Origin of the sequence: Xenorhabdus siamensis (assembly GCF_037996745.1) — a bacterium.
GTDB lineage: Bacteria > Pseudomonadota > Gammaproteobacteria > Enterobacterales > Enterobacteriaceae > Xenorhabdus > Xenorhabdus indica.
In genome coordinates, this window is sequence record NZ_JBBMXE010000014.1 from 18,149 (window position 1) to 40,341 (window position 22,193).

15 protein-coding genes and 7 pseudogenes are annotated in these 22,193 nt (G+C 51.7%); 16 read left to right on the forward strand and 6 right to left on the reverse strand.

What is annotated here, in order from left to right; genetic code table 11:
• Window positions 1–136: 136 nt before the first annotated feature.
• The 5 genes and pseudogenes from pilL2 to AAC852_RS14065 all read left to right on the forward strand — a co-directional run bounded on the left by pilL2 (window position 137) and on the right by AAC852_RS14065 (window position 4,718).
• Window positions 137–679, forward strand: a complete 543-nt coding sequence (gene pilL2 / locus AAC852_RS14045; protein ID WP_340621552.1) for a PFGI-1 class ICE element type IV pilus protein PilL2 — start codon at window positions 137–139, stop codon at window positions 677–679.
• Window positions 679–1,377: a TIGR03759 family integrating conjugative element protein gene (locus AAC852_RS14050; RefSeq protein WP_340621553.1), complete on the forward strand. Its 699-nt coding sequence runs from the start codon at window positions 679–681 to the stop codon at window positions 1,375–1,377. Before pilL2 ends, AAC852_RS14050 begins: the two co-directional genes overlap by 1 nt.
• Window positions 1,353–1,880: an integrating conjugative element protein gene (locus AAC852_RS14055; RefSeq protein WP_340621554.1), complete on the forward strand. Its 528-nt coding sequence runs from the start codon at window positions 1,353–1,355 to the stop codon at window positions 1,878–1,880. The genes AAC852_RS14050 and AAC852_RS14055 overlap by 25 nt, the downstream gene beginning before the upstream one ends.
• A gap of 8 nt (window positions 1,881–1,888) precedes the next feature.
• Window positions 1,889–3,951 (forward strand): annotated as a pseudogene (gene traD, locus AAC852_RS14060) (type IV conjugative transfer system coupling protein TraD).
• Between the two features lie 9 nt (window positions 3,952–3,960).
• A pseudogene (locus AAC852_RS14065) lies at window positions 3,961–4,718 on the forward strand (TIGR03747 family integrating conjugative element membrane protein).
• Window positions 4,719–4,893: 175 nt separating this feature from the next.
• On the opposite strand, the gene AAC852_RS14070 reads toward AAC852_RS14065, so the two are convergent.
• Entirely contained in the window at window positions 4,894–5,529 is a 636-nt protein-coding gene (locus tag AAC852_RS14070) for a DUF5710 domain-containing protein (RefSeq protein ID WP_340621555.1), read from the reverse strand.
• A gap of 155 nt (window positions 5,530–5,684) precedes the next feature.
• Between AAC852_RS14070 and AAC852_RS14075 the strand changes: the two genes are divergently transcribed.
• From AAC852_RS14075 to AAC852_RS14125, 11 genes and pseudogenes are all read left to right on the forward strand, one after another.
• Window positions 5,685–6,014, forward strand: a complete 330-nt coding sequence (locus AAC852_RS14075) for an integrative conjugative element protein, RAQPRD family (RefSeq protein WP_340621556.1) — start codon at window positions 5,685–5,687, stop codon at window positions 6,012–6,014.
• On the forward strand, window positions 6,011–6,247 hold the full coding sequence (locus AAC852_RS14080; RefSeq protein ID WP_047684760.1) for a TIGR03758 family integrating conjugative element protein: 237 nt from the start codon (window positions 6,011–6,013) through the stop codon (window positions 6,245–6,247). Before AAC852_RS14075 ends, AAC852_RS14080 begins: the two co-directional genes overlap by 4 nt.
• Window positions 6,248–6,326: 79 nt before the next feature.
• Window positions 6,327–6,658 (forward strand): annotated as a pseudogene (locus tag AAC852_RS14085) (TIGR03745 family integrating conjugative element membrane protein).
• Between the two features lie 10 nt (window positions 6,659–6,668).
• The gene (locus AAC852_RS14090; protein ID WP_340621557.1) at window positions 6,669–7,025 is read left to right on the forward strand and encodes a TIGR03750 family conjugal transfer protein; all 357 of its coding nucleotides are present in this window, start codon (window positions 6,669–6,671) and stop codon (window positions 7,023–7,025) included.
• Window positions 7,022–7,679 (forward strand): annotated as a pseudogene (locus AAC852_RS14095) (PFL_4703 family integrating conjugative element protein). Before AAC852_RS14090 ends, AAC852_RS14095 begins: the two are co-directional and overlap by 4 nt.
• Window positions 7,676–8,507, forward strand: a pseudogene (locus tag AAC852_RS14100) (TIGR03749 family integrating conjugative element protein). Before AAC852_RS14095 ends, AAC852_RS14100 begins: the two co-directional pseudogenes overlap by 4 nt.
• A pseudogene (locus AAC852_RS14105) lies at window positions 8,497–9,906 on the forward strand (TIGR03752 family integrating conjugative element protein). The pseudogenes AAC852_RS14100 and AAC852_RS14105 overlap by 11 nt, the downstream one beginning before the upstream one ends.
• Window positions 9,906–10,262: a hypothetical protein gene (locus AAC852_RS14110; RefSeq protein ID WP_340621558.1), complete on the forward strand. Its 357-nt coding sequence runs from the start codon at window positions 9,906–9,908 to the stop codon at window positions 10,260–10,262. Before AAC852_RS14105 ends, AAC852_RS14110 begins: the two are co-directional and overlap by 1 nt.
• Entirely contained in the window at window positions 10,250–10,651 is a 402-nt protein-coding gene (locus AAC852_RS14115; protein ID WP_340621559.1) for a TIGR03751 family conjugal transfer lipoprotein, read from the forward strand. Before AAC852_RS14110 ends, AAC852_RS14115 begins: the two co-directional genes overlap by 13 nt.
• Window positions 10,651–13,336: pseudogene (locus AAC852_RS14120) on the forward strand (conjugative transfer ATPase). Before AAC852_RS14115 ends, AAC852_RS14120 begins: the two are co-directional and overlap by 1 nt.
• Before the next feature lie 103 nt (window positions 13,337–13,439).
• On the forward strand, window positions 13,440–16,673 hold the full coding sequence (locus tag AAC852_RS14125; protein WP_340621560.1) for an Ig-like domain-containing protein: 3,234 nt from the start codon (window positions 13,440–13,442) through the stop codon (window positions 16,671–16,673).
• Between the two features lie 125 nt (window positions 16,674–16,798).
• On the opposite strand, the gene AAC852_RS14130 is transcribed toward AAC852_RS14125, so the two are convergent.
• From AAC852_RS14130 to tssI, 5 genes are read right to left on the reverse strand one after another with little or no spacing between them, the layout of a single operon-like run.
• Complete coding sequence (locus AAC852_RS14130; RefSeq protein ID WP_340621561.1) at window positions 16,799–17,434, reverse strand: GAD-like domain-containing protein; 636 nt, start codon at window positions 17,432–17,434, stop codon at window positions 16,799–16,801.
• Window positions 17,434–18,738: a polymorphic toxin type 15 domain-containing protein gene (locus tag AAC852_RS14135; RefSeq protein WP_340621562.1), complete on the reverse strand. Its 1,305-nt coding sequence runs from the start codon at window positions 18,736–18,738 to the stop codon at window positions 17,434–17,436. Before AAC852_RS14135 ends, AAC852_RS14130 begins: the two co-directional genes overlap by 1 nt.
• A gap of 4 nt (window positions 18,739–18,742) precedes the next feature.
• Window positions 18,743–19,105: a DUF4150 domain-containing protein gene (locus AAC852_RS14140; protein WP_340621563.1), complete on the reverse strand. Its 363-nt coding sequence runs from the start codon at window positions 19,103–19,105 to the stop codon at window positions 18,743–18,745.
• Window positions 19,098–20,333 (reverse strand): DUF2169 family type VI secretion system accessory protein, encoded by a 1,236-nt coding sequence (locus AAC852_RS14145; RefSeq protein WP_340621564.1) that lies wholly within the window; start codon window positions 20,331–20,333, stop codon window positions 19,098–19,100. The genes AAC852_RS14140 and AAC852_RS14145 overlap by 8 nt, the downstream gene beginning before the upstream one ends.
• Window positions 20,334–20,344: 11 nt before the next feature.
• A complete protein-coding gene (tssI, locus tag AAC852_RS14150) occupies window positions 20,345–22,156 on the reverse strand; it encodes a type VI secretion system tip protein TssI/VgrG (protein ID WP_340621565.1) in 1,812 nt (603 codons plus the stop codon).
• Window positions 22,157–22,193 lie beyond the last annotated feature (37 nt).

Genomic DNA, 22,193 nt, shown 5'->3' on the forward strand with positions numbered 1-22,193 from the left:
ATATAAACAATAATGTGATAACACCTTTTTCGGCATGTTAATTTCCAGCAAACACAATTGAGTTGTTCATTGAATACATCACAAGGTTCCTTGCATAGTCAGGATTATTTTACGACTGAGCAGGAACCTATTTGGCATGAAAATAACTGTGTTAATCGGCTTAATCGCGGTCATACTGACGGGATGCACGGCCCCTGTAAAACAACCGCTATCTCAGCCTTCCCAAAATAGCTTTTCTTCCGTTACGCTGACACGAAACATTCAATCTGTTTCACCGGATATTTATCAGCAAATGCCTGAAGTCGTCCGTTACGGACGCTATTTACTGGTGAGTACCGATCCGACAGAAGTCCAGCGTGACCCACTTTCCCAATTGATTGATATTCAGATTCCCGCTTCCCAGTATCCCTCTGTTGCCGATGCGATGCGTTATGCATTACGTCAGTCCGGCTACACACTCTGTGCACCTGACAAGAAGAATGACATTTTATATCGTCAACCGCTACCTTCAGTACACATGCAGTTAGGTCCCATCCGGTTGCGCACGGCATTGCAGGTGATGTCAGGCCCGGCCTGGCAACTGGAAGTGGACGAGGTGCAACGTGTGGTTTGCCACCATTTACGGCAGGGTTATCAACTCCCGACTCCGGTCAAACATACTCAATCGGGAGGGCATTGATGAAATTACAGCGACTCGGTGTATTGGTATGGTTGCTGAGTAATTCGGTATGGGCAGCAACACTGACACCGTTAGCTTCGCAGCAGACACAAACGACAGAAAGTCAGCCGCAATCCCTGAATAATCAGGCTGAACAGTGGCAATTAAGTGCCGATGAATATCAGCGTTATCAGCACCTGATGAATGGGCCACGGGGTATCCGGTCGCCGGGGCTTGATCCGTTGACCGCATTAGGTATTGAAGCCGAAAACGATGTCGAGCGCCGCCGTTATGCTGAACAGTGGGTTAAGTCAGAGTTTTCCCGCACTGAAAAAGAGCTGCGTTTCCAGCGGGAAGTGAATGCTGCCTGGCAGCGGCTGTTTCCTGATGTTTTGCCGGTCAATATGGAAAAATCGCATGAAGCAAACGGTCGGCTGGCTCTGTTTGTCAGAACCAAAGATTGCCCGCAATGTGACACCCGTTTGGCCGAAGTGCTGGCGGCAAAGCAGCCGGTGGATATCTATCTGGTCGACAGCCAACGTAATGATGACACCTTACGGCAGTGGGCTAAAGCACATCGTATTCCGGTTGAACAGGTACGTAACCGACAAATCACGCTGAATCATGATGCGGGATACTGGTTCCGGTTTGGTAAAGGATTGATGCCGGTATTATTACGACAGGGGGAACAAGGATGGCAGGTCACGTCATTACAATGAAACGGCTGAGCGTATTCCCCATTATCGGTCTGTTATGGATGACTCCCTGCCAGGCCGAACTGAACGTGATTGCCGATTTAGGCGGCAAAGATGCCTCGCCCTTCTATGAAAGCATTAATGCCCAGCCGGGTTATCGTTCTGCACAACCACACCATTTCTCGCCAGAAGTGGCGGGTGAAGCGGCCATGTTGCCGGTCAACACACCGGAACTGACACTGGGAAAAGTGGTAAACCGCTCACTGCAATTGCCGGGGATTGGAGCGTTATTTTTGATTGGCGATGATCCCGACTCACGTCAGTGGCTAAGCCAGCATGCAGCCCGGCTTACGCAATTGCATGCAGTGGGGCTGGTCGTCAATGTCAGTGAAATGGCAGGCTTACAGTCACTGCGGGCATTAGCGCCGGATGTCTTGTTATCGCCTGCTTCCGGTTCGGAATTGGCTCGCCGTTTGCAACTGCGACATTATCCGGTGTTAATCACCGAAACTGCGCTCTCTCAGTAGTTATCACCATGAGCCGCCGTTATGTTGTTGAAGCCCTGTTACGTCCTGCCGTCGAGCTGAATACCGCGGTGGTCTCAGCCGTTGCTGCGTTTGTCTGCATCAGAGCGCCCTGGGCTATCGCACTGGCCCCCTCATTCAGTTATGTGATGGCAGGCGGTTTTGCGGTATTAGCGATCATACGCACGTGGCAGGGCATACAGGTACTCTGCTATCGCCGAAACCTGCGTCGCTTGCCGCGTTATCAGATGAGTACAAAGCAGATCCCCGTCAGCCATCAGCGTCTGTTTCTGGGCCGGGGTTTTCGTTGGCAGCAGAAGCATACCCAGCGTTTGCAGGATACGCGGCGACCGGAAGTAGAACGATTTGTGCAACCCTCTAAGGTTTATCAGCTTGCCCGTTTACTGGAGCATCGAACCGAATACCGCTGGCCAGCATTGTCAAATCTGTTGCGCAAAGATTCCCCGTTAAATCCGGTGCGACCACTGCCTCCGGTTGGGGGCAATTCCATGATCCACGGTATTGAACCACAGGAAGCGGAAGTGTTTATGGATCTGCGTGAGCGCGTTGGGCATACCCTGGTGATGGGTACCACGCGTGTAGGAAAAACCCGGCTGGCTGAACTGCTGATAACTCAGGATATCCGACGTGGCGAAGTGGTGATTGTCTTTGATCCCAAAGGGGATGCCGATCTGTTAAGACGCATCTGGGCAGAAGCGCACCGGGCAGGTCGTGGCAGTGAACTTTCCCTCTTTCATCTGGGCTGGCCGGAAATTTCGGCACGTTATAATGCGGTCGGGCGGTTTGGCCGGGTCTCGGAAGTCGCTTCCCGTCTGGCGGGGCAACTCAGTGGCGAAGGCAACAGTGCGGCGTTCCGGGAGTTTGCCTGGCGGTTTGTCAATATTGTCGCCCGTGCGTTAGTGGCACTGGGGCACCGGCCGGATTACACGCTTATCACGCGTTACGTCAATAATATCAGCGAACTGTATCAGCTCTATGCCACTAAAGTGATGGCAGACAGGCAGCCTGCGCTGCTGGAACAAATCAATCAAACCCTCGGCAAGCTGAAAGAAAAAGATATCCCGCGCAATATGCAGGGGCAGCCGGATGCACTCCGGCTCTGGGCAATGGAAGTCACGCTAAGTTCAGACGCAGGTAAACAACTCTATGACCCCATTCTGGACGGGTTACGCTCTGCTGTGCGTTATGACCGCACCTATTTTGATAAAATTGTCGCCTCACTACTGCCTCTGCTGGAAAAACTGACCACCGGAAAAATCGCAGAACTGTTATCACCGGATTATCTCAATATGGCCGATTTACGCCCGATTTTCGACTGGGAACAGGTGATCCGCAAGAACGGCATTGTCTATATCGGGCTGGATGCGTTATCTGACAGCGATGTGGCTTCGGCAGTGGGCAACAGCATGTTTGCCGATTTGGTCAGTGTGGCCGGGCAGATTTATAAGTACGGTATGAATGCGGGGTTGCCGGTGCGTCAGGACGGAAAACTGGCGATTAACCTGCATTGTGACGAATTCAATGAACTGATGGGGATGAGTTTATCCCGTTGATCAATAAAGGCGGTGGTGCCGGTATGCAGGTCACGGCCTATACCCAGACCTCCTCGGATATTGAAGCCCGTATCGGCAGCCCGGCCAAAACGGCGCAGGTGATAGGCAACTTCAATACCCTGATTATGCTGCGGGTACGGGATAACCGGACGGCAGAGCTGCTCACCAGCCAGTTGCCCGAAGTGGAAATCTACAGTAAAGACCTGGTCTCAGGGCATTCCGATATTGCCGATGTTGAACAAGGGCAGGATTTCACCTCGTCCACGCAGGACAGGGTTGGCACGGTCAAAACACCGCTGGTGACGCCGGCTGAGATGATTAACCTGCCGAAAGGACAGGCGTTTGCATTATTGGAAGGCGGACAGTTGTGGAAGATTCGCATGCCTTTGCCAACCGGCGATGACGATGATGCCCTGATGCCGGCAAGTTTGCAGAAAATCGCCGAACAGATGCGACGGCACTACCGCACCAGTGAAGCCTGGTGGGAAGAAAAAGGATAATTTCTGCTTATGGCACAATCAGAACCGGCTTCCCGTCAATCCACTCAACCACCGCGTAAGCACAGCCTGCTGTATCGTGTGTTATGGGAATGGCCGTGGCAACTCATTGGGTTTATTGTGATGTCGTGGCTATTCAGCCTGTTACTGGAATATCTCGGGATGACTTTTTCTGGCAGAATGAGGGTGCCTCCCACAGCCAGACGATGATGAACACCGAACTGCAATTTTTATCCACGGAATTTACCCAGAGCCTGCTGTTATCCGAACCTTCACAAACGGTCTCTAACTGGCTGGCACAGGCTTATCAATGGCTATTTGTGGACAGTGGTTTTATGCACTGGATACAGGGGCAGCGACAATATCAGCTCAATAGCCGCAATGATTTTATGCGTGAATTCAATGCGGTATTACTTGGCGTATCGGGCTATTTACAGGAATATTGGCTGGCTACGATGTTTATCACGATGGTCACGTTGACCCGGCTGGCGATCCTGGTGCTATCCGTTCCGCTGTTTATGATGGTGATTTTAATCGCATTGGTTGACGGATTGGGACGGCGGGATTTACGCCGTTATGGCGCAGGGTATGAATCCAGTTTTGTTTATCATCATGCCAAACGGGGAATTAAACCGGCCTGCACTATTCCCTGTGTGCTGTATTTATCTTGGCCGAGTGTGGTGTATCCCACGGTGATATTGTTGCCAGCGGCGATAGTGCTGGGTATGGCGGTGGTAATAACAACCTCAATGTTTAAGAAATATATATGAGGCGCTGGATGATGGAATACAAAACGGATTTTTGTTTTGTATTCCATCGTCAGCAGACAAGCCGCACAGCGGCGCGTCAGTCTTCCCGGTTAATGCTGATATTTTGATGGCACATTCACTACCTGCGTCATCCATTCAAACCAATCTCCGGCAGTATAGGCGCCCTTGCTTGCGCTCAGCACCGTATTTTCCATATCAATATGAAAACGCTGGTGCGAGATATCCTGACAATAGCCCATAAAAGGCTCGTCGATACGATGAAGCTGAATGGCGGCGGCTTCCTTTCTGGAGGAAGGAAAAATGCCCCACCGACTTCCGCAAACATGTCCGCATCATCCTGTTGTGCACCACAATGTTCGCAGTGATTTATCCAGTGCGTTCGGCGTATTCGCCGCCCCACTGTTTTACGCAAAGCGTGGTGAAAGCCAGATAACACGTTGCGTACGGTGGTGGGAATATCGGCGACATAAAAGAGAAACGCCGGGCTGTCCTGCTCTGAGTAGTCAACTTCAGCGTTGTTTTCGTCGTCATCTTCTTCATCGTCATCATCCGTTTCCAGCATTTTATGCCCGGAAGGCAACATAAATGCGGTGACGGTGGTGTGTTCATGGCACTGTGGGCACAGCGTCCGGGTTTGGGCGAGATACCAAAAGGCCGCATGCACATTGTAGAACGGTAACCAGTGCATAAACGGGGTCGGGTCAAAACGGTCGTCGATATACCAGATTTGGGCGGCTGCATCCCAGTGTGCGCCCAATTTGCGTGCCTTCTCGTGTTCTTCATCGGGGACATTTAAATCAATCCGCAGCATATTACTTCCTTTATTCTTCATGGTTAAGTCTTGGCTAAATACGTTAGTCAGACTATTTAGCTAATTTTCACCAAAGCATAAAGAGTTTATTGCTGATCGCAGGTAAAAAACGCTGCATCCTTGGTATTTTGGAACCCATCATAAGGTGAGTGTTTATGCGCGGTGGCTTTTCAATATCCTGTTCTGCCTGCCTGCTGGGGCTGGCTGTGTGGTGTATGCCGCTGGCTCAGGCGGACGAAAAAGACGAACTGGCGAGTGCAAAGCGTCTGATTGAGCAGGTGCAGATAGCACTGGAGCGTGCCAGCATCACAGAAAAGCAATCGGATACGTCAAAATTTCCTCGTTATGACTTTGATTATCAGCGTATCCAGGCTGATCTCAACACCATCAAAGCCGGTATCGATCACTACCTCACGCCTTCCCGCGACCAGCCCCATGAATCCGGCCCGTTATCCGGCCATTACCGTCAGGAAAACCCGCAATGACTGACGCACAACGCAATGCCTTTGAAGTGGCCTCCGGGCACTTTGATATCACTTTTCTGTATCTGGTGTGCGTCGGGTTTTTCCTGGCCACCTTGTTTTTCTGGGCGGCCTGGGCCGCGGTGGATGTCTGGCATGGCTGGGCGAATGAAAAAGTGCGTAATCAGACCCTCAGCCAGTTTGCCCTTCGAACCGCGGTATTACTGGTCGTGGCTGTCTGGATGTTTGCCAGTTAATGCAGCGAACATAATGAAAAGGAACAGAGTCAATATGAAGCAAATTTTTACCGTCTGCCGGCGTATCAGCACAAACCTGATGACCAGAATAAACGCCTTTCTTTTATTGTGCTGCCTTTCCTGTGAATCCGCCTGGGCGGATTTGCCGGCTATCGAACCGCCCAAAAGTGGTGGCGGGGGCGGATTGCTGGGACAGGCGAAAGGGTACGCGCAGGATGGTATTGTGATTGGCGGTTGATCCTCTCCGCTGTGGCTTTTTTTAAAGTGGCCTCGGCCGCCGTCGAAACCTTTTCCGAAGTGCGGGATGGCAAATCGACCTGGACCCAGTTTGGTGCCATCGTCGTGGTCGGCGTGGTGTTGCTGGTTGCCGTGATTTGGCTGCTGTCGAAATCGGCCAGCATTATTTTTTAAGGCCGTCACCATGCAGACGATCGCTTTCTTACCTGACCGTTTAAACGCCGAACCGGTGGTGTTTCGCGGGTTCACCACGCCGGAGATGGGACTGGCCGCACTGGCCGGGATCGTGCTCGGACTGGCCGTCAATCTTCCCCTGATCCCGTTAGCCGGTTGGGTCATGATACCGACCGGCATGCTGGTGATGCCCTTGTTACTGATTAGCTTTGGCGGACGCTGGCTTGCGCAGGTTAAACGTGGCAAGCCGGAGAATTATATTTGGCTGAAGCTGGAAGAGAAAAAACGCCGGCTGGGTCTCGGTGATCCAACGTTGATTATTGCCGTCCGGGGCTGGTCGTTACGCCGCAGCAGGAGAATGCGATGAGTCGTTTTCGTCATGCAGTCAAAAACCGGGATCAGCATATTCTGACCCTGCGGATCGCCTGTGGGATTTTGGTGGGGGTGCTGCTGCTGAGCCTGCTGGGCTGGATGGCTTCCCCGCGCAATCTCACTATTCATAACCCGCCGGATTTACGCAGCGGCAGCACCCGCCCGTGGTGGGAAGTGCCTGCGCACCAGTGTCTACAGCTTTGCCTTTTATATTTTCCAGCAACTGAATGCCTGGCCGAAAAACGGGGCACAGGACTATCCGGCCAAAATTTATGCGCTTTCCCCTTATCTGACGCCGGCCTGTCAGGATTTTCTGCGGGAAGATGCCAAAACCCGTGCCGACAGTGGCGAGCTGCTTGACCGGGTGCGGGTGGTGTATGAAATTCCCGGCCGGGGCTATGGGACGCGCAGTGTGACGGTGCGTGACCGGGATAACTGGGTGGTCCGGCTGGATTTGGTGGCCGATGAATACTATCACGCTGAACCGGTCAAACGGGCATTGGTACGTTATCCGCTGAAAGTGGTGCGCTGGGAAGGGGATGCCGAGCGTAATCCCTTCGGGCTGGCACTGGATTGTTACGACGGCATGCCCCAGCGGCTGGAAGCGATGCCACAACCACAGGAAGAGAAAAAGGGCGTGTTTCAATGAGAGGATATCTACCTGGCTGCCGTCGTATTTGGTTAGGACTGGTCAGCATATTGCTGTTCAGCGTGGGCGCAAAAGCTGATGAACTGATGAAATGGGAACGCATTCCGTTGTCCATTGCACTCAAGGTCGGTCAGGAGCGGATAATTTTTGCTGACCGGAATATCCGTGTCGGTTTTCCACCAACGCTTCGCGATAAATTGCGGGTACAAAGTGCCGGCGGGGCGGTTTACCTGAAAGCCCACAATGCCTTTTCGCCAACGCGTCTGCAATTGCAGGACAGCGAAAACGGCGAAATCATTTTACTGGATATCACCGCAAGTAAAACGGGTGCAACGGAACCCGTGCGTATTGTTTACCCAGATGAAAAACAACCCCTTCCGACTGATAAATCGCAACAGTTGAACAACACCAAATTATCTGCGCCCGTTCCGGTGCCTTAACCCGCTATGCCGCGCAGCAACTGTATGCGCCGTTGCGTACCGTCGAGCCGGTGACGGCATCCAGCCGGTGAATCTGCATCTGCCCCCGTCCATCACGACGCTTTACCCGTCAGAGCCGATTGCGATTACGCCGCTGGCAGGCTGGCGATTACACCCTCACACGGTCATCGCGCTGAAACTGCGCAATACGGCCAAACGCAAAATCACGCTCGACCCGCGAGCTTTACAAGGGAAATTTGTCGCGGCCACGTTCCAGCATCGCTGGCTGGGGGAAGCGGGAACACCGGAGGATACCACGGTATTGTACCTCGTCACAAAAGGGCTGCCGGATAATGCCTTTATCCCTGAGCCGGTATCGGTGAAACCGGGAGACCGTCATGGAGGTTAAGTCCAATGCGTTGGTGAAAATACTGGTGCCGACAGTGCTGGTTATTGGTGGATTTATCGGTATCAAAAGTTGCAGCTCAACGGAAGGTGCCGCGCCCGGCACGACGTCGAATAATGTGCTGGCCACGCTGTCACCGGAGGAGTTACAGGCGCTGGGTGTCGGGGGCGATACGCCGGAAGATACCCTGCGTACCCTGGTGGGTGCCCTCAATAAAGTACGGGCAGAGCAGAACACTTAAGCCAGCAGAATAGCGATATCCTGAAAGAAAATGACCAGTTAAGAAACCAGAGCCATGATGTTGCCGGCCAGATAGATGCAGCGGTTGCGGCTATCCGTCAGGAAAATGAACAGCGCCGGCGCGAGTTACAGGATGAGCAGCAGGGATTGCTGGCACAGATTGATTTGCTGACGGAACGATTAAATTCAGCACCGTTGCCTGCTCAGGATAGTTCAATACCCCTTGGGTTGGGACTGGCAGGGAATCAGTATGCGGCCAGTCCAGTCAGGGGGCAGGATGAACTCATCTGGGTGACGCCTGCCGATGAAAAACCGGTTGATACCCAAAACGTGGTTTACGGCAAACCGTCGCGAAATTCCCGACTTCTTTTTTAAGTGAACAACCGGCAACGGAACAAAATACCCACCGAATCCCTCGCTTAAGGAAAAGAACGAAACCCCGGTCTATACCCTGCCGGAAAATGCCACGCTGGTCGGCAGTCAGGCGATGACCGCGTTATTAGGCCGGGTGCCTGTCAATGGCACAGTCACTGACCCTTACCCGTTCAAGATTCTGATTGGCAAAGACAACCTGACCGCCAACGGCATCGAACTGCCGGAAGTGGAAGGCGCGGTGGTTTCCGGCTCGGCCAGTGGTGACTGGACCCTCTCCTGTGTGCGCGGACAGGTCAATTCCATCACCTTTGTGTTTCAGGATGGCACCGTGCGTACCCTGCCGGGCACAGGGCAACATCAGCAGGGTATCGGCTGGCTGTCTGATGAAAACGGCATTCCCTGTATCAGCGGTGAGCGTAAATCCAATGCCAGCACCTATCTGCCGACCCTGTTTGCCCTTTCAGCCATGAATTCGGCCGGGGATGCCCTGAACGAAAGTCAGCGCACCGCCCAAACCCACGGCACTGGCGGCATCACTTCCGCTTTAACGGGCAATGCCGGACAGGCGGCATTAGGAAAAGCCCTGGCCGGTGGCATGAATGACATCACCGAATGGCTCAAACAACGTTACAGCCAGACGTTTGATGCGGTCTACGTCCCGCCCGGTGCTGGTGTTGTGGTACATATCACCCAAAGTCTGGCGATGGATTACGAAACGAAAGGCCGTAAAGTGCGCTACGACTTTAGTGAACCTACTCAACATGATATTCAGGAAGATTTAGATTAATGGAACACACGCCTTCTCACTGGCTGTTTTGCACCAGCCAGCCTTACTGTCTGCAAATCAATATGACGCCCTGTGTTGAACAGGCACCGATTCAGCTTGACTGGCGACCCTCTCATAAAAAAGACAGCCGATTATATCTCACCATTGGCAATAGATGCCGGCTACTGAGTGACGGTGATTTTACCGTCTTTCGTCTGACAGAAATCCAGTGGCAAGCGGTTATTGCAGGCAAAATCAGGGCTAAGTCTGAACAGTGGGAACGTCTGCCGTTTACGGTATCGGAACTGGCCGTCCATCCTGAATTTGCCACCTTTACCGCCATTGGCATTACGGAGATTCAGCTATGCGAAAAATAAACGCTGTTGTCGTGTTGTGTCTGTCAGGGCTGATGGCCGGTTGTTCAACCTCGAAAGACACGTTGCTGCCTGCCGGCGAGCAGACGGTGCTGGCGATGTGGCAGGGCAATAAAGCGGGTCACACTGCCGTGCAGGCCAGAACCGCATTGCGCAGAACGTTGACCGGGACCGAACGGCGCCGGGCACTGGAAGCGCCCTGTCATTACAGCCGTTCGGTTGAGCAGGAAATCAGCCAGCAGTTTCCCCGTCTCCCCAATCCCGATATGGTGATGTATATCTTCCCGCATCTGGCGGCCGGCAATACGCCGATACCGGGCTACAGCACGGTGTTCCCGTTTTATCAGCAGGTGCAGTACGCCCTGCCGGGTGAACGCACGGAGGCCCTGTGATGGAAATTCCCAAACCGCTGCACCGCCCCGGCAAGTTGCGTGAAGCCGATGAAGCCGCGATTTACCGGGCCAGTCCCTCCATCATTGATTACCTGCCCTGGGTGGAATATCTGGAAGACGGGCAATGCCTGTTGCTGGATGACGGGATTTCCGTGGGTGCGGTCTATCGCATCGAACCTGTTGCTACCGAAGGGCGTCCAATGGAGCGGCTGATTGAAATCCGGGATCAGCTGGAAGATGCGATCCAGGACAGTCTGGAGGAAGACGATATTTCGCCGTGGGTGGTACAGTTCTTTTGTCAGGACGAAGATGATCCATCCAGTTACCTCAACACGATACGAAACTATGTCAAACCCTGGGCGCAAGGTACCGCTTTTACGGCGGCCTTTCTGGCCGAGTCCGAACGCCATCTGAACAGCATTGCCCGGCCTGAGGGGATATTTCACGACAGCTTAATTACCGGGCAACCGTGGCGCGGACAGCAGCGCCAGACGCGTATGGCCGTCTATCGCTGGCTGCCTGCTCACCAATCGCAGGCAAACAACCCGACGTCATCTTCCGTTGCTGCACTCAATCAGGTCTGTGCACGACTGGTTTCCTCACTGGCATCAGCCGGTATTGTGGCAACCCGGCAAGATGGCGAGCAGATCCACAGCTGGTTGCTGCGTCATTTTAATCCATCCCCGGACTGGGGCATGGCAAAAGCCGATTTTTACCGTACGGTGAGTTATGAAACCTCTACGTCACCCGAACTCCCAGTTAACAATGACTTTGCTGAAAGCCTGTGGTTTAACCCACCGGTATCTGATCCCGAAAACGGACTCTGGTGGTTTGATGGATTGCCGCATAAAGCCATTCCGGTTGAACGTCTGCGTCGCCCGCCGGAGCCGGGCACGCTGACGGGTGAAGTGAAACGGGGCGATAATATCAATACGCTGATGGATATGATGCCGGGAGGCACCGTAGTTTCCCTGACCATTGTGGCGCAGGCACAGGATACGCTGGAAGAAAATTTTACCCGGCTGGCAAAAAATGCCGTGGGGGAAAATACCGAATCGGCGCGTGTCCGGCAGGATGTGCAGGAGGTCAAAGCCTTACTGGGACGACGCCATAAACTGTACCGCAGTGCACTGACCTTTCTGATGTGCGGCAAGGATGTCACTGACCTGAACCAGCGGGTGCATCAGTTATCGTCAACCCTGCTGAGCACCGGATTACAACCGGTGCGACCAGAGTTCAGTGTTTCCCCGCTGAATGCCTATTTACGCGCCCTGCCCATGTGTTTTAACCCACAGAAGGACAGGAAATATTGGTACAGCCGTCTGACCTGGGTACAGCATCTGGCCGGGTTATTGCCGGTTACCGGGCGTTCAACCGGCACCGGGCATCCGGGGTTCAGCTTCTTTAATCGCGGTATTGCTGTTTGGTCCGACCGGGGCAGGCAAATCCGCCACCCTGTGTGCTTCTCTGGTTCAACTGATGGCTATCCACCGACCGCGCCTGTTTATTGTCGAAGCGGGGAACAGTTTTGGTTTACTCGCCGATTACTACGCCAGTCTGGGGCTGACGGTCAATAAAATCGGTATCAAACCGGGCTGTGGCGTCAGTCTGGCGCTGTTTGCCGATGCCCATCAACTGCTGCAACTCAGCCCCAATCAATGGCAGGACATTCCTGATGAATCACAGGAAGACGACAATAATGATGAACAGCGCGATATTCTGGGCGAGATGGAAATTGCTGCCCGGCTGATGATCACCGGCGGTGAGAAAAGAGAGGAAGAGCGCCTGACCCGCTCAGATCGCGGTTTGATCCGCGAAGCCATTATGATGGCGGCTCACACCAGTCATGAAGAACAACGCCAGATGATCGCCTCAGATTTACAGAATGCGCTGTATGCCATCGCCCGCAATCATCAACAGGATGAACACGGCCAGCCGTTAATCACGGCACATCGTCGGGCACGGGCGGATGAAATGGCCGGCGCCATGTCGATGTTTACCCAGGGTTTTGAAGGGGAACTGTTTAACCGTCCCGGCACCCCGTGGCCGGAAGTCGACGTCACGTTGATTGATTTAGGTACGCTGGCGCGTGAAAACTATTCGGCACAAATGGCGCTGGCGATGGTGTCACTGATTAACAGTGTGAATAATCTGGCCGAACGCGACCAGTATCAGGACAGAGAACTGCAACTGGTGATTGATGAAGGCCATATCACCACCACCAACCCGCTGCTCTCCCCCTATATGACCAAGGTCGTCAAGATGTGGCGTAAACTGGGCGCCTGGCTGTGGCTCGCTACACAAAACCTCGCTGACTACCCGGATACGGCTGAAAAAATGCTGAATATGGCGGAATGGTGGCTGTGCCTGACTATGCCTCCGGATGAAGTCGAGCAAATCGCCCGTTTCAAAAAACTGAATGAAGAGCAGAAAGCCGTGTTGCTCTCTGCCAGTAAACTTCCCCGTTGTTATACCGAAGGGGTAGTGCTGGCGAAAAAAATCGAAGCGTTGTTCCGGGTGGTGCCACCGAGCCTGTATCTGGCGCTGGGTATGACGGAAAAAGAAGAAAAGGCTGAACGGCGGGCGTTAATGCGCGAGCATCAGTGCAGTGAACTGGAAGCGGCGGTGTTGGTGGCTGAAAAAATGGATATTGTACGTGGATTACGTCTTGAATCCAATGGGTGACCGTCGTTTAATTTTCATGTTCGAAAAAAGAATTAAGCGCGGTACTTAAGCTGTTTTTTCGGCATGTTACCCCTTTCAGCATTAATGAAAAGGGTCACAATTCGTGGTGCAAAAAATCCAATCCCGTCGCTTCAGCAGGGCGAAATCTTCGATTGTCGGCTTGTTAAGCCTGTCACTCAGTTTTCCCGGTCAGGCCACACCAGAGGATCAACAGGCACAAAAGCTGGCCGAAATCACCGCGCAATGGGGGCAACTCACGCAGTCACAATCCCCCAACGAAGCAGCAAAAACAATGGCTGCACAGCAGTTATCGTCTGCGGTGACATCAACACTGACACCCTGGTTGAACCAATATGGCAATGCCCGTATCACACTCCCTTTCGACAGCCACCTTTCGTTAAAAGACGTTTCATTTGAGGGGTTGTTGCCTTTTTATCAATCGGTTTCAGGTACGGCATTCAGCCAACTAGGAGTAAAAACCCACCACGGTCAGACAACAACGGCAGTCGGATTCGGCTATCGCTATTTAGCCGATAATGGGTTATGGGGTGCCAATGTCTTCTGGGATGCGTTGTGGCCGGAGCAGCATCACCGTTATAGTCTTGGGTTAGAAGCCTGGCATGATAACGTCAAACTCTCTGCCAACCTTTATCAGCGTTTATCCCATTGGAAGCCCTCCCGACTTACGGATTTTGACGCAAGACCCGCCAATGGCTGGGATATTCAGGCCGAAGCCGGGTTGCCGGCTTTTCCGCACTGGAGCGGGCAGTTGAAGTATGAACACTATGACGGACAGGAAGTCGCGTTATTCGGTGGATCAGAACGCCAGAAAAACCCGTACAGTGTCACCGCCAGGCTGACTTACACGCCCGTGCCGTTCGTGACACTGGGCGCCGATTTTCGGCAGGGTAAACAAGGGGTCAGTGAAAACCGTTTTACCCTGAACCTCAATTATCGGTTGGGTGTTCCATTCAGCCAACAATTTGATCCAAACGCGGTCGCACCACTGCGCAATCTGAGATCCAGTCAGTGGGATTTTGTGAACCGGCGCAGTGATATGGTACTGGATTATCAGAAGCAAACGCTGCTGACGCTGGCCTTTCCGACTTCGGTTAAAGGCTATGAAGGCAAGGAAGTGACCTTTTTTCCCGTTATCCACACCAAATATCCGTTGGCACGTTTAGAGCTGGATACGGCTGAATTACAGCAAGCAGGCGGGAAAATACTTGATCAGCAACCAGGTAAAGTGACATTACGGTTGCCGAAAACCACGAAAAACCCCGTCCGGCTTTCGGGGGTTGCCGTTGATAATCGGGGTAATCGTTCCAACCGGGCAGAAATCCTGATAGTGAGTCTGCCGACCGAAAAGCGATGGCAGGTGACAGCGAATAAAACGCAGGCCAAAGCCGATGGTCATGACAGTGTAAGCTACACCGTCCTTGTTACCGATCAGGAAAGCGCTCCCATTTCCAATCAGGCCGTTATCTGGTCAAGTGATAAAGGCGAATTATCCCAAACCCGGCAGAACACGGATACGCAGGGGCAGGCATCGGTCGTGCTGCGCAGCCGTCAGCAGGGGCTGCACACAGTACGTGTTTCCGTGGATGGAGAGGCTGTCATTGCACCTTCGGTACAGTTTGATGCGGTGCTGATACCCGACATCGCCGTTGATAAGCACAGCGTTAAAGCGGATGGGAAATCAAGGGCAACCTTGACTGTCACGGTTAAAAACGCCGATGGTCAACCTGTGCCCAATCAGGCCGTTGGCTGGCAGACCCCGCTCGGCCAGTTTTCCTCATTTTCATTAATGACTGATGCGAAAGGGCAGGCCACGGCTTATTTAACCAGCAAAATATCAGGAAATGCAGAAGTGACAGTGGCGGTTGGCAGTGAAACGGCAATATCTTCTCCGATCCGCTTTATTGCCTCGCTAACGCATACGCTTCAGGCGGACAAACAAACCGCGATTGCCGATGGTCAGGACAGTATCCTTTATACAGTGAACGTGCGCGATGCAGCAGATCACCCCGTTGCCAACAGCAAAGTGCAGTGGTCTGCGGATAACGGGCAACTGCTGGACAGGCAGGAACAGACAAACAGTCAGGGAGAAGCGACAGCCCGGTTAATCAGCCACATCGCAGGGAGGGCAACGGTGAAAGCCGAGGTGGCGGGAAAAAACCTTGATGCTGCTCCGGTGATGTTTGAACGCCGGCTGAAACCCGCGATCACGGTGGATAAAGTCCGGGCTAAAGGCGATGGGCAGGATGCGGTGGTGTTAACGGCCAGGGTGAAAGATTCACTGGGATCACCCGTGGAAAATCAGCCGGTGATTTGGCAAACGGATCGCGGTGTGTTGTCTTCAGAACGGACAGAAACAGACAGTCAGGGACAAACACAGGTTAAGCTGAGCAGTACGTTGACAGGCGAGCATCAGGTGCAGATCCAGGTCGGCGATCATAAAGTGGCCGCCCCTGTAGTCACGTTTGATGCAGTGCTGTTATCCACCATTCGGGTCAATAAAACCCGTGCTGTGGCGGATGGCGAAGATCGGGTGACTTTTACTGTCACCGTCACCGATATTCATGGGCAGGGGCTTGCGGATAAAGCGGTTGACTGGTCTGGAAATTTTGGCGAGATGACTTTCGCAGAAGACAGAACAGACCGTCAGGGAAATGCAACCGCAATCCTTGTCAGTCATCATGCCGGGCAGGCTTCGGTCACTGCTGACGTTGGTGAGCAGCAAGTCGTCTCCTCTGTGGAATTTATCCTGCCGTTACGCCTGGTTGATACCGTTGCCGTTGACCGCCAGGGTGGCAATGCCAACCAGAAATCGTTTGGTCTCCGGGGGCCTTCCGTACTCTGGCGTGGTGCAAAATTTCGCCTTATCACAACAGGCAATACAGACCGGGTGAACTGGCAGAGTAACTCGCCCGCGATTGCGGTATCGGGTGATAGGGTGACGGTACAGCAAAATCCTGACGGAGCCAGGCTCACCGGTACTGATGAGACCGGGCAGCAGGTCGAATTGACCTTGACGGTTCACACCTGGTTTGAGCGCTCCGGCCTGACGAAAGCGTTTTATTCAGAGGCAAAACAACTTTGTCAATCACTCGGCAGCCGGATTGCCTCCAAATATGCCCTGGAACGGCTTTATGAGGAATGGGGGAACTTTTATCTCTATGATGGCTGGGTGAGGGAATTTTATGTGACATCAACGGATTATCTTACCGCCAGCTCAGGCTCAGCAGAACATCAGGCGAAATGGGCGTTTTGGACAGAGACAGACCGATGGATGCGAAATGCCTGGGCGATGACGGCATTTGCGTGTAGTCGTTAACGGAGCAGTGTTGGCTTCCCCGAATTCTTCAATAAAACTATCGAAATATTTATCGTGCATTATTTATACTCATAATAAATACATAAAGTGACTGTTTTAACAGTCACTTTAGCAATAGAAAATAATCAAATCTCTTGAATGTCTGGATCTGCAAATTGACGAAGAATATCTAGGTGGATATGCATATCCAATTTTCTGATATTTTCTAGTTTAATTTCACCGCCTAATACAATGGCAGGTTCGAAACCAAAGATTTCATTTTCATTTAATGGGCCATGTTTTTTTACGGCTTGGGCGAAAATACCTGTTTTTTTGCCACCTTTTAAATCAAAGTGGTTAATTGATTTGCTTGAGAAGAAACTAACGATATCAAGTTCTAAATCTTTTTCATTCTTATTAAAGTTATTGTCTTTATCGTATGTAATTTTATTAAAAATACAAGATATTGATAAATTTATCCCTGTTTTTTCACCACAAAGATAGATTTTACCAAATCCACTTCTAGCAATAACATGATAAGCATCCATTGACTCAAATGGTGTATCTTCTAACCATATATCGACAATGTCTTCATAATCATCGGGATTGACAATACTAAACAACCCATCTTGATAGCTGCTCCAACCCTCAGTTTCCCAATAATGTAATAATTTATTTGGTAATTTTCCTCTCCATTTTTCTATAGCTTCAGTCGGAACAGTTTTATGCTGCGTCGCCTCTCCTAGTTCTTTAATAAAAAATGCAAAAAATTTATCACGCATTATTTTTTCCCCTTACCCCGACATAATTCTAATTGAACATTCATCTTAGCGTCGCCTAAGCCACTGTCAACTGCATCTTTTGCACCAGAGTCAAGAGATTTGATGCGTTTTCCACTCCAACTCCCTCCGATAGCACTGTTAATTTTAGAATCTCCCATTTTTTTAGGTGCATATTGTCCAAAACCACCTGCAACCATATCGGGTTCATGTAATGCAGCTAATCCTTGAAGTGCTTCTTTGGCTTTTACATTTGCTATTTCTTTTGCTTCACTTGGGTCTTTTCCTTTTCTAATAAGACCCCGGTATATTTTGTCCGATATATCTCGTTCTGTATCATTTCGAAAGTCTTCTTGAGCACTGGCTGCTTTGCTATTCCGTTTATTTTTCTTATAAGCATCCCTAGCAGTTTTAAACTCACTAGGTGACATATTATTAATGGCATCCTGCTGCCTACGGAGCTGATCTGCATACTCTTTCAAAAACGCCTGTCGTTCTTTCTCCGTTTTTAACTTCTTATATCGTTTACTGTTATAAGGTGAAAAACACGGCACTTTAGTCTTTTTAACCCCTTTTACCTTACCGCCGTTTTTGGCTTCTCGCTTCTCTGTGAGATCCTTTTTAAGTTTTTCTAAATCTTCTTTCGATTTTTGATGATTGGAGGTATTCCGCTCAATTTTTTTGCCCGCTTTGGTAGTTGCCTTTGCTCCTCCCTTGGCGGTAATTTTGGAAATCACCTTAGTTCCACCTTTAATTGCACCCTTTATTAAGCCTTTAGGGTTAAAATCAGCAATGAAATCCCCAAATTCTTCTGCCGATCCCCCCATTGTATACCGCTCCCAATTGGTATTACTCGCGTTTTCTCTGACAGCGTTGGCTGCATCACGTAGCTGCTTCGAATCCGCCTCATTACCCCAGGCACCTTGCATCATCGCAGCGTGTTCCATTTCTGCCGCAGCGGCATATTGAACACCTTTCCATGCGAGTTCTCCAACATCCATGGCAGTATTTCCCAGGTTTTTTGCGATACCTGTTCCCACGCCTATCGCTGCGTTACCCACAGCTTTTCCGGCATCTACCACAGCATTTCCTATCTTAGCTAGACCATTCAAGAACCCACCTTCATCTTGGGTATTCGGTTTGATAACTGGGTTGGCTTTCTTAGGCACCTGGGTTGATTTCGGTGGTTGCCCCGTGATTTCCCCTAACGTATTACCCTCACCGGTCGGAACATCGTTATGTATCCGTTTTTTCCATAACGCCTCATCACGGGCTGGTTTGGGCGGGATTTTTTTGATTTTCGCCATATCCTTATGCTCCGTTCATCCAGAATTTGTCACCGTGGCGTAGTATCAATTTATTACCGGCACGCACGCTTTTCGAATGCTCATCTGTTTTGGGATGGCATTTGCCACCCACCGTACCGCTTTTGATGCCATTCGCTACACCAGGTTGATCGCCCAGCGTCTGTGGAACGAATGATTGTGCAAAAACCACCACAGGCTTGCCATTGGTGCGCACGGATTTCACTATTGCATCACTGTCGGCCAGTTTGGCCATCACGGGGTAAGGAATAGGTGGCGTGGATGCACCAATCGGGGTTTTACAGACATCCGGCAAAATACCGATGACCATCCACTGGGTGCCTGTCCGGGCAATGTAGTTATCAGCCATAAATATGTATCTCCCTTTCGTCTTTGTTATCAGGTGACGCAAGTCTTATCAGCGGTGCAGCCGGGTCCATTTCAAAACGGGCTTCCATTACCCGCAGGGGCGATGCGGCTTCAATGTGGTAACGGTAAGTCATGGAAAGTGTGAGCGCTTCGCTGTCGATAATGAGGGTATCGGCGTACATCCGTTCCGGGAGCATTTCACCACTGAGCATTCTCAACAGAATCAGTGGTCGGTGCCCCGGCAACTGGACATGCAGTTCACCGTCACGGGTCAGGTTGAACAGGCTAATACGGATATCAGGGGCGGGAAAGTCAATTTGCTGGTCGTCCGGCGCGTTATTCCAGTAACGAAAACTGAAATCATCGGGAAGATAAGGGTGGCGTTCTGTCACCCACTGTTCATCATAGGTGCCTGCCAGTGTGCGGCGGGGCAGCCAGGCCCGCCCGATAATACCCAGTCCCGCAGGCTGACAGACCTTTTCCGTGATGGACGACGGCGAATTCAGCCACTGCGCAAAGTGGGCTGCCGTTATCGGGGCATCAGGGTGTTCAATGCGCGGTGCCGGGTAGCGGGAAAGATCTTTTGCTTTCGCATACCACGGGGTGATAAAGCCCGTCCCCAGCGGATTGTATTCCCATGTGGCATGGGCAATGGGGGCATTGTCTTTTTCCGGGTGCTGTTCCTGCTGGGTGTCGGTCAGACGGGCCTCTTCGGGCACGGAAGCAGCCGCGTCATCCTTTTCATACACTTTGCATTCCCCGCCAAAGGCATCGCAGTAATCCACCGGTAACGTCGTGAATTTTTGGGGCGGCGTCAGTTGCCATTCACCTTGTGAAGCACGCTGAAACTCACGCTCTCCCCAGACATGCAGGGTTTTATCAATCAGTGCTTGCCCGTCACACGTGGTGACCTGTAACCGGACTGGCACTTTTTCACAGGCTTCCCCCCCTGGCGCATAGGCGACACCATTGACAATCACGTCACATTTGAATTTCAGCGGCGCTAAATCACTTTCCTGCAAAACCGATGATCGGTTCATTTCGCCGGAAAAGGTATCCTGTACCGTCAGTTCGCCATAAGGGGCGGCCAGTACAGGTCGGTAATGCCCCGAACCCACCGGCTGGAGCTGGTAGACGATTTTCATGGCAACAACATGATATTCCTCGTCTTCGGTATCCAGCATTTTGTAATTAATGACAGAAAACGGGGTCAGGTTTCTGAATTCCATTGTTTGGCTCCTTAGTTCAGATCAATGTCTTGCGCACTGATTTGGATGGCATCAGCGGCGTCAAACAGGAATTTGGTGCCCTGGATCGTGACATTGCCGAACTTGTCCATCCGCAGACAGCTACTGCCGCAACGCAGTTCAATCACATCGCCGACCGTAATGGCTAACGATTCGCCCACCGTGTGCGTATGAGTGATCCCGACGTCCTCTTCCTTGTGCTCGAAGACATTGATGGTTTGGTTTTTTTCGACGGTTTCACTGTGGTTAGCCAGCACATGGGTTTCGCGGTTGTTGAGCACTGTGGTTTTCATGTCTTTTTGGGCATGAATAAACACTTCCTCACTGCCTTTCGCATCCTCAAAGCGCAGTTCGTTGAAGCCTTCCCCTTTGTGGGTTTTGGTTTTAAACGTGGTGCAGGTCTTCGCGGCGGGTAAATCCAGCGGCGGGCGGTTGACGGCGTTATAAACACTGCCGGTCACTATCGGCCGGTCAATATCGCCGTTAAGGTAAGAAACAATCACCTCCTGCCCAATGCGCGGAATGGCCATAAAGCCAAAACCGTTGCCATTCCAGCCCTGCGCCACCCGCACCCAGCAGGATGCGCTGTCATCCGCTTTGTCGTAGCGGTTCCAGTGAAAGTGGACTTTAATCGCGCCGTCTTTGTTGACAAAGATTTCTTCCCCTTCCGGCCCGACCACGGTGGCACTCTCATCCCCATCCGCCAGGGGCTTATAATGAAATGGCGGTCGCCAGTCGGCATAGCCATCGATAAAACTGAAATTATTGCTGAGTGTGGTGCCCTCGCCGCCATTGTCACCCAGTGCCTGCGGGCAGCGACCCTGATGGTTGATCCCGACAATCTGCCAGCAAGTATTGAGCGGGGCATGGGGATGGGCAGCAATGTTGAAAATTTGCCCCGGCATCAGTTTGATGCAGTTACTTTGCCCGTTGCCACTCTGCATTTGGTTTTTCAGGGCTTCGTGGCGGTACTTAACGAACGGTTTGGCTTCGGCATCCTTCTGAAAACGGCCATAGCTTTCGTAAACGGTATAGGGTGTCGTTGAACCGAACGCCTGATATTCGGGGTTGCTTTCCAGATGGGAGAGCGCGTAAAATGGGTGTTCCGGGTTGAAGTCTTTGTTGATGGTGCGCTGGGGCATCATCCCCACCCCCAGACGAACCTGATAAATCGTATCGATCCCGTGTGCAGTTTCTGGCTGGGCGTTGTAACTGAGCGTCAGGTCTGCCGCCATGGGCAGGTGACTGTCACTGAAAAACAGCGTTTCATCCTCAAACCAGAAGCTGATCCCCTCTTCAGCGGCTAACCGGCAAAAAAAAGCATAATCGGATTCCCGTTTCTGGGTGATATACTCTCTGCTTTGATGGGCATCTTCCAGTTTTGAATCAGCGCGAATATGATGTTTTTTCAGCAACAGCTTCAGGATATCCGGCACACTTTGCCGGTGATAAATACGGCTGTCCTGATTGAGCGTGAGCCGCCAGAGGGACGGGCGCACAGTAAAGGTATACAGGTTTTTGTTGCCATCGGTGCCGCACCAGTCGGCATGGGAAATTATCCCGGTGATTTTGCGTTGCTCCCTCACACCGTGGAAGATTTGCAGTACCGCTTCCTGCATCAGCAGCGCGGTTAAATCGATTTCCGGCTTCGGTTTAAAGGGATTGTCGGGCAGAGACTGAACCAGTGTCAGGTTCAGGGTGAACAGATCGGAAAGCCCTTCCCGCAGGGTAAAATCGGCCACGGCAAATGTACTTTCAGGTAATCCCCCTATCCGGCAAACAAAACGTAATCCGCTTTTTAGCATGCTTATCTCCTGATTTTTATGTTTCTATTTTATATTG

What these genes read in the sequence shown, in the direction of transcription:
- pilL2 (WP_340621552.1), top strand. Translation starts at nt 137, where the DNA reads ATGAAAATAACTGTGTTAATCGGCTTAATCGCGGTCATACTGACGGGA.
- AAC852_RS14050 (WP_340621553.1), top strand. Translation starts at nt 679, where the DNA reads ATGAAATTACAGCGACTCGGTGTATTGGTATGGTTGCTGAGTAATTCG.
- AAC852_RS14055 (WP_340621554.1), top strand. Translation starts at nt 1,353, where the DNA reads ATGGCAGGTCACGTCATTACAATGAAACGGCTGAGCGTATTCCCCATT.
- AAC852_RS14070 (WP_340621555.1), bottom strand. Translation starts at nt 5,529, where the DNA reads ATGCTGCGGATTGATTTAAATGTCCCCGATGAAGAACACGAGAAGGCA.
- AAC852_RS14075 (WP_340621556.1), top strand. Translation starts at nt 5,685, where the DNA reads ATGCGCGGTGGCTTTTCAATATCCTGTTCTGCCTGCCTGCTGGGGCTG.
- AAC852_RS14080 (WP_047684760.1), top strand. Translation starts at nt 6,011, where the DNA reads ATGACTGACGCACAACGCAATGCCTTTGAAGTGGCCTCCGGGCACTTT.
- AAC852_RS14090 (WP_340621557.1), top strand. Translation starts at nt 6,669, where the DNA reads ATGCAGACGATCGCTTTCTTACCTGACCGTTTAAACGCCGAACCGGTG.
- AAC852_RS14110 (WP_340621558.1), top strand. Translation starts at nt 9,906, where the DNA reads ATGGAACACACGCCTTCTCACTGGCTGTTTTGCACCAGCCAGCCTTAC.
- AAC852_RS14115 (WP_340621559.1), top strand. Translation starts at nt 10,250, where the DNA reads ATGCGAAAAATAAACGCTGTTGTCGTGTTGTGTCTGTCAGGGCTGATG.
- AAC852_RS14130 (WP_340621561.1), bottom strand. Translation starts at nt 17,434, where the DNA reads ATGCGTGATAAATTTTTTGCATTTTTTATTAAAGAACTAGGAGAGGCG.
- AAC852_RS14135 (WP_340621562.1), bottom strand. Translation starts at nt 18,738, where the DNA reads ATGGCGAAAATCAAAAAAATCCCGCCCAAACCAGCCCGTGATGAGGCG.
- AAC852_RS14140 (WP_340621563.1), bottom strand. Translation starts at nt 19,105, where the DNA reads ATGGCTGATAACTACATTGCCCGGACAGGCACCCAGTGGATGGTCATC.
- AAC852_RS14145 (WP_340621564.1), bottom strand. Translation starts at nt 20,333, where the DNA reads ATGGAATTCAGAAACCTGACCCCGTTTTCTGTCATTAATTACAAAATG.
- tssI (WP_340621565.1), bottom strand. Translation starts at nt 22,156, where the DNA reads ATGCTAAAAAGCGGATTACGTTTTGTTTGCCGGATAGGGGGATTACCT.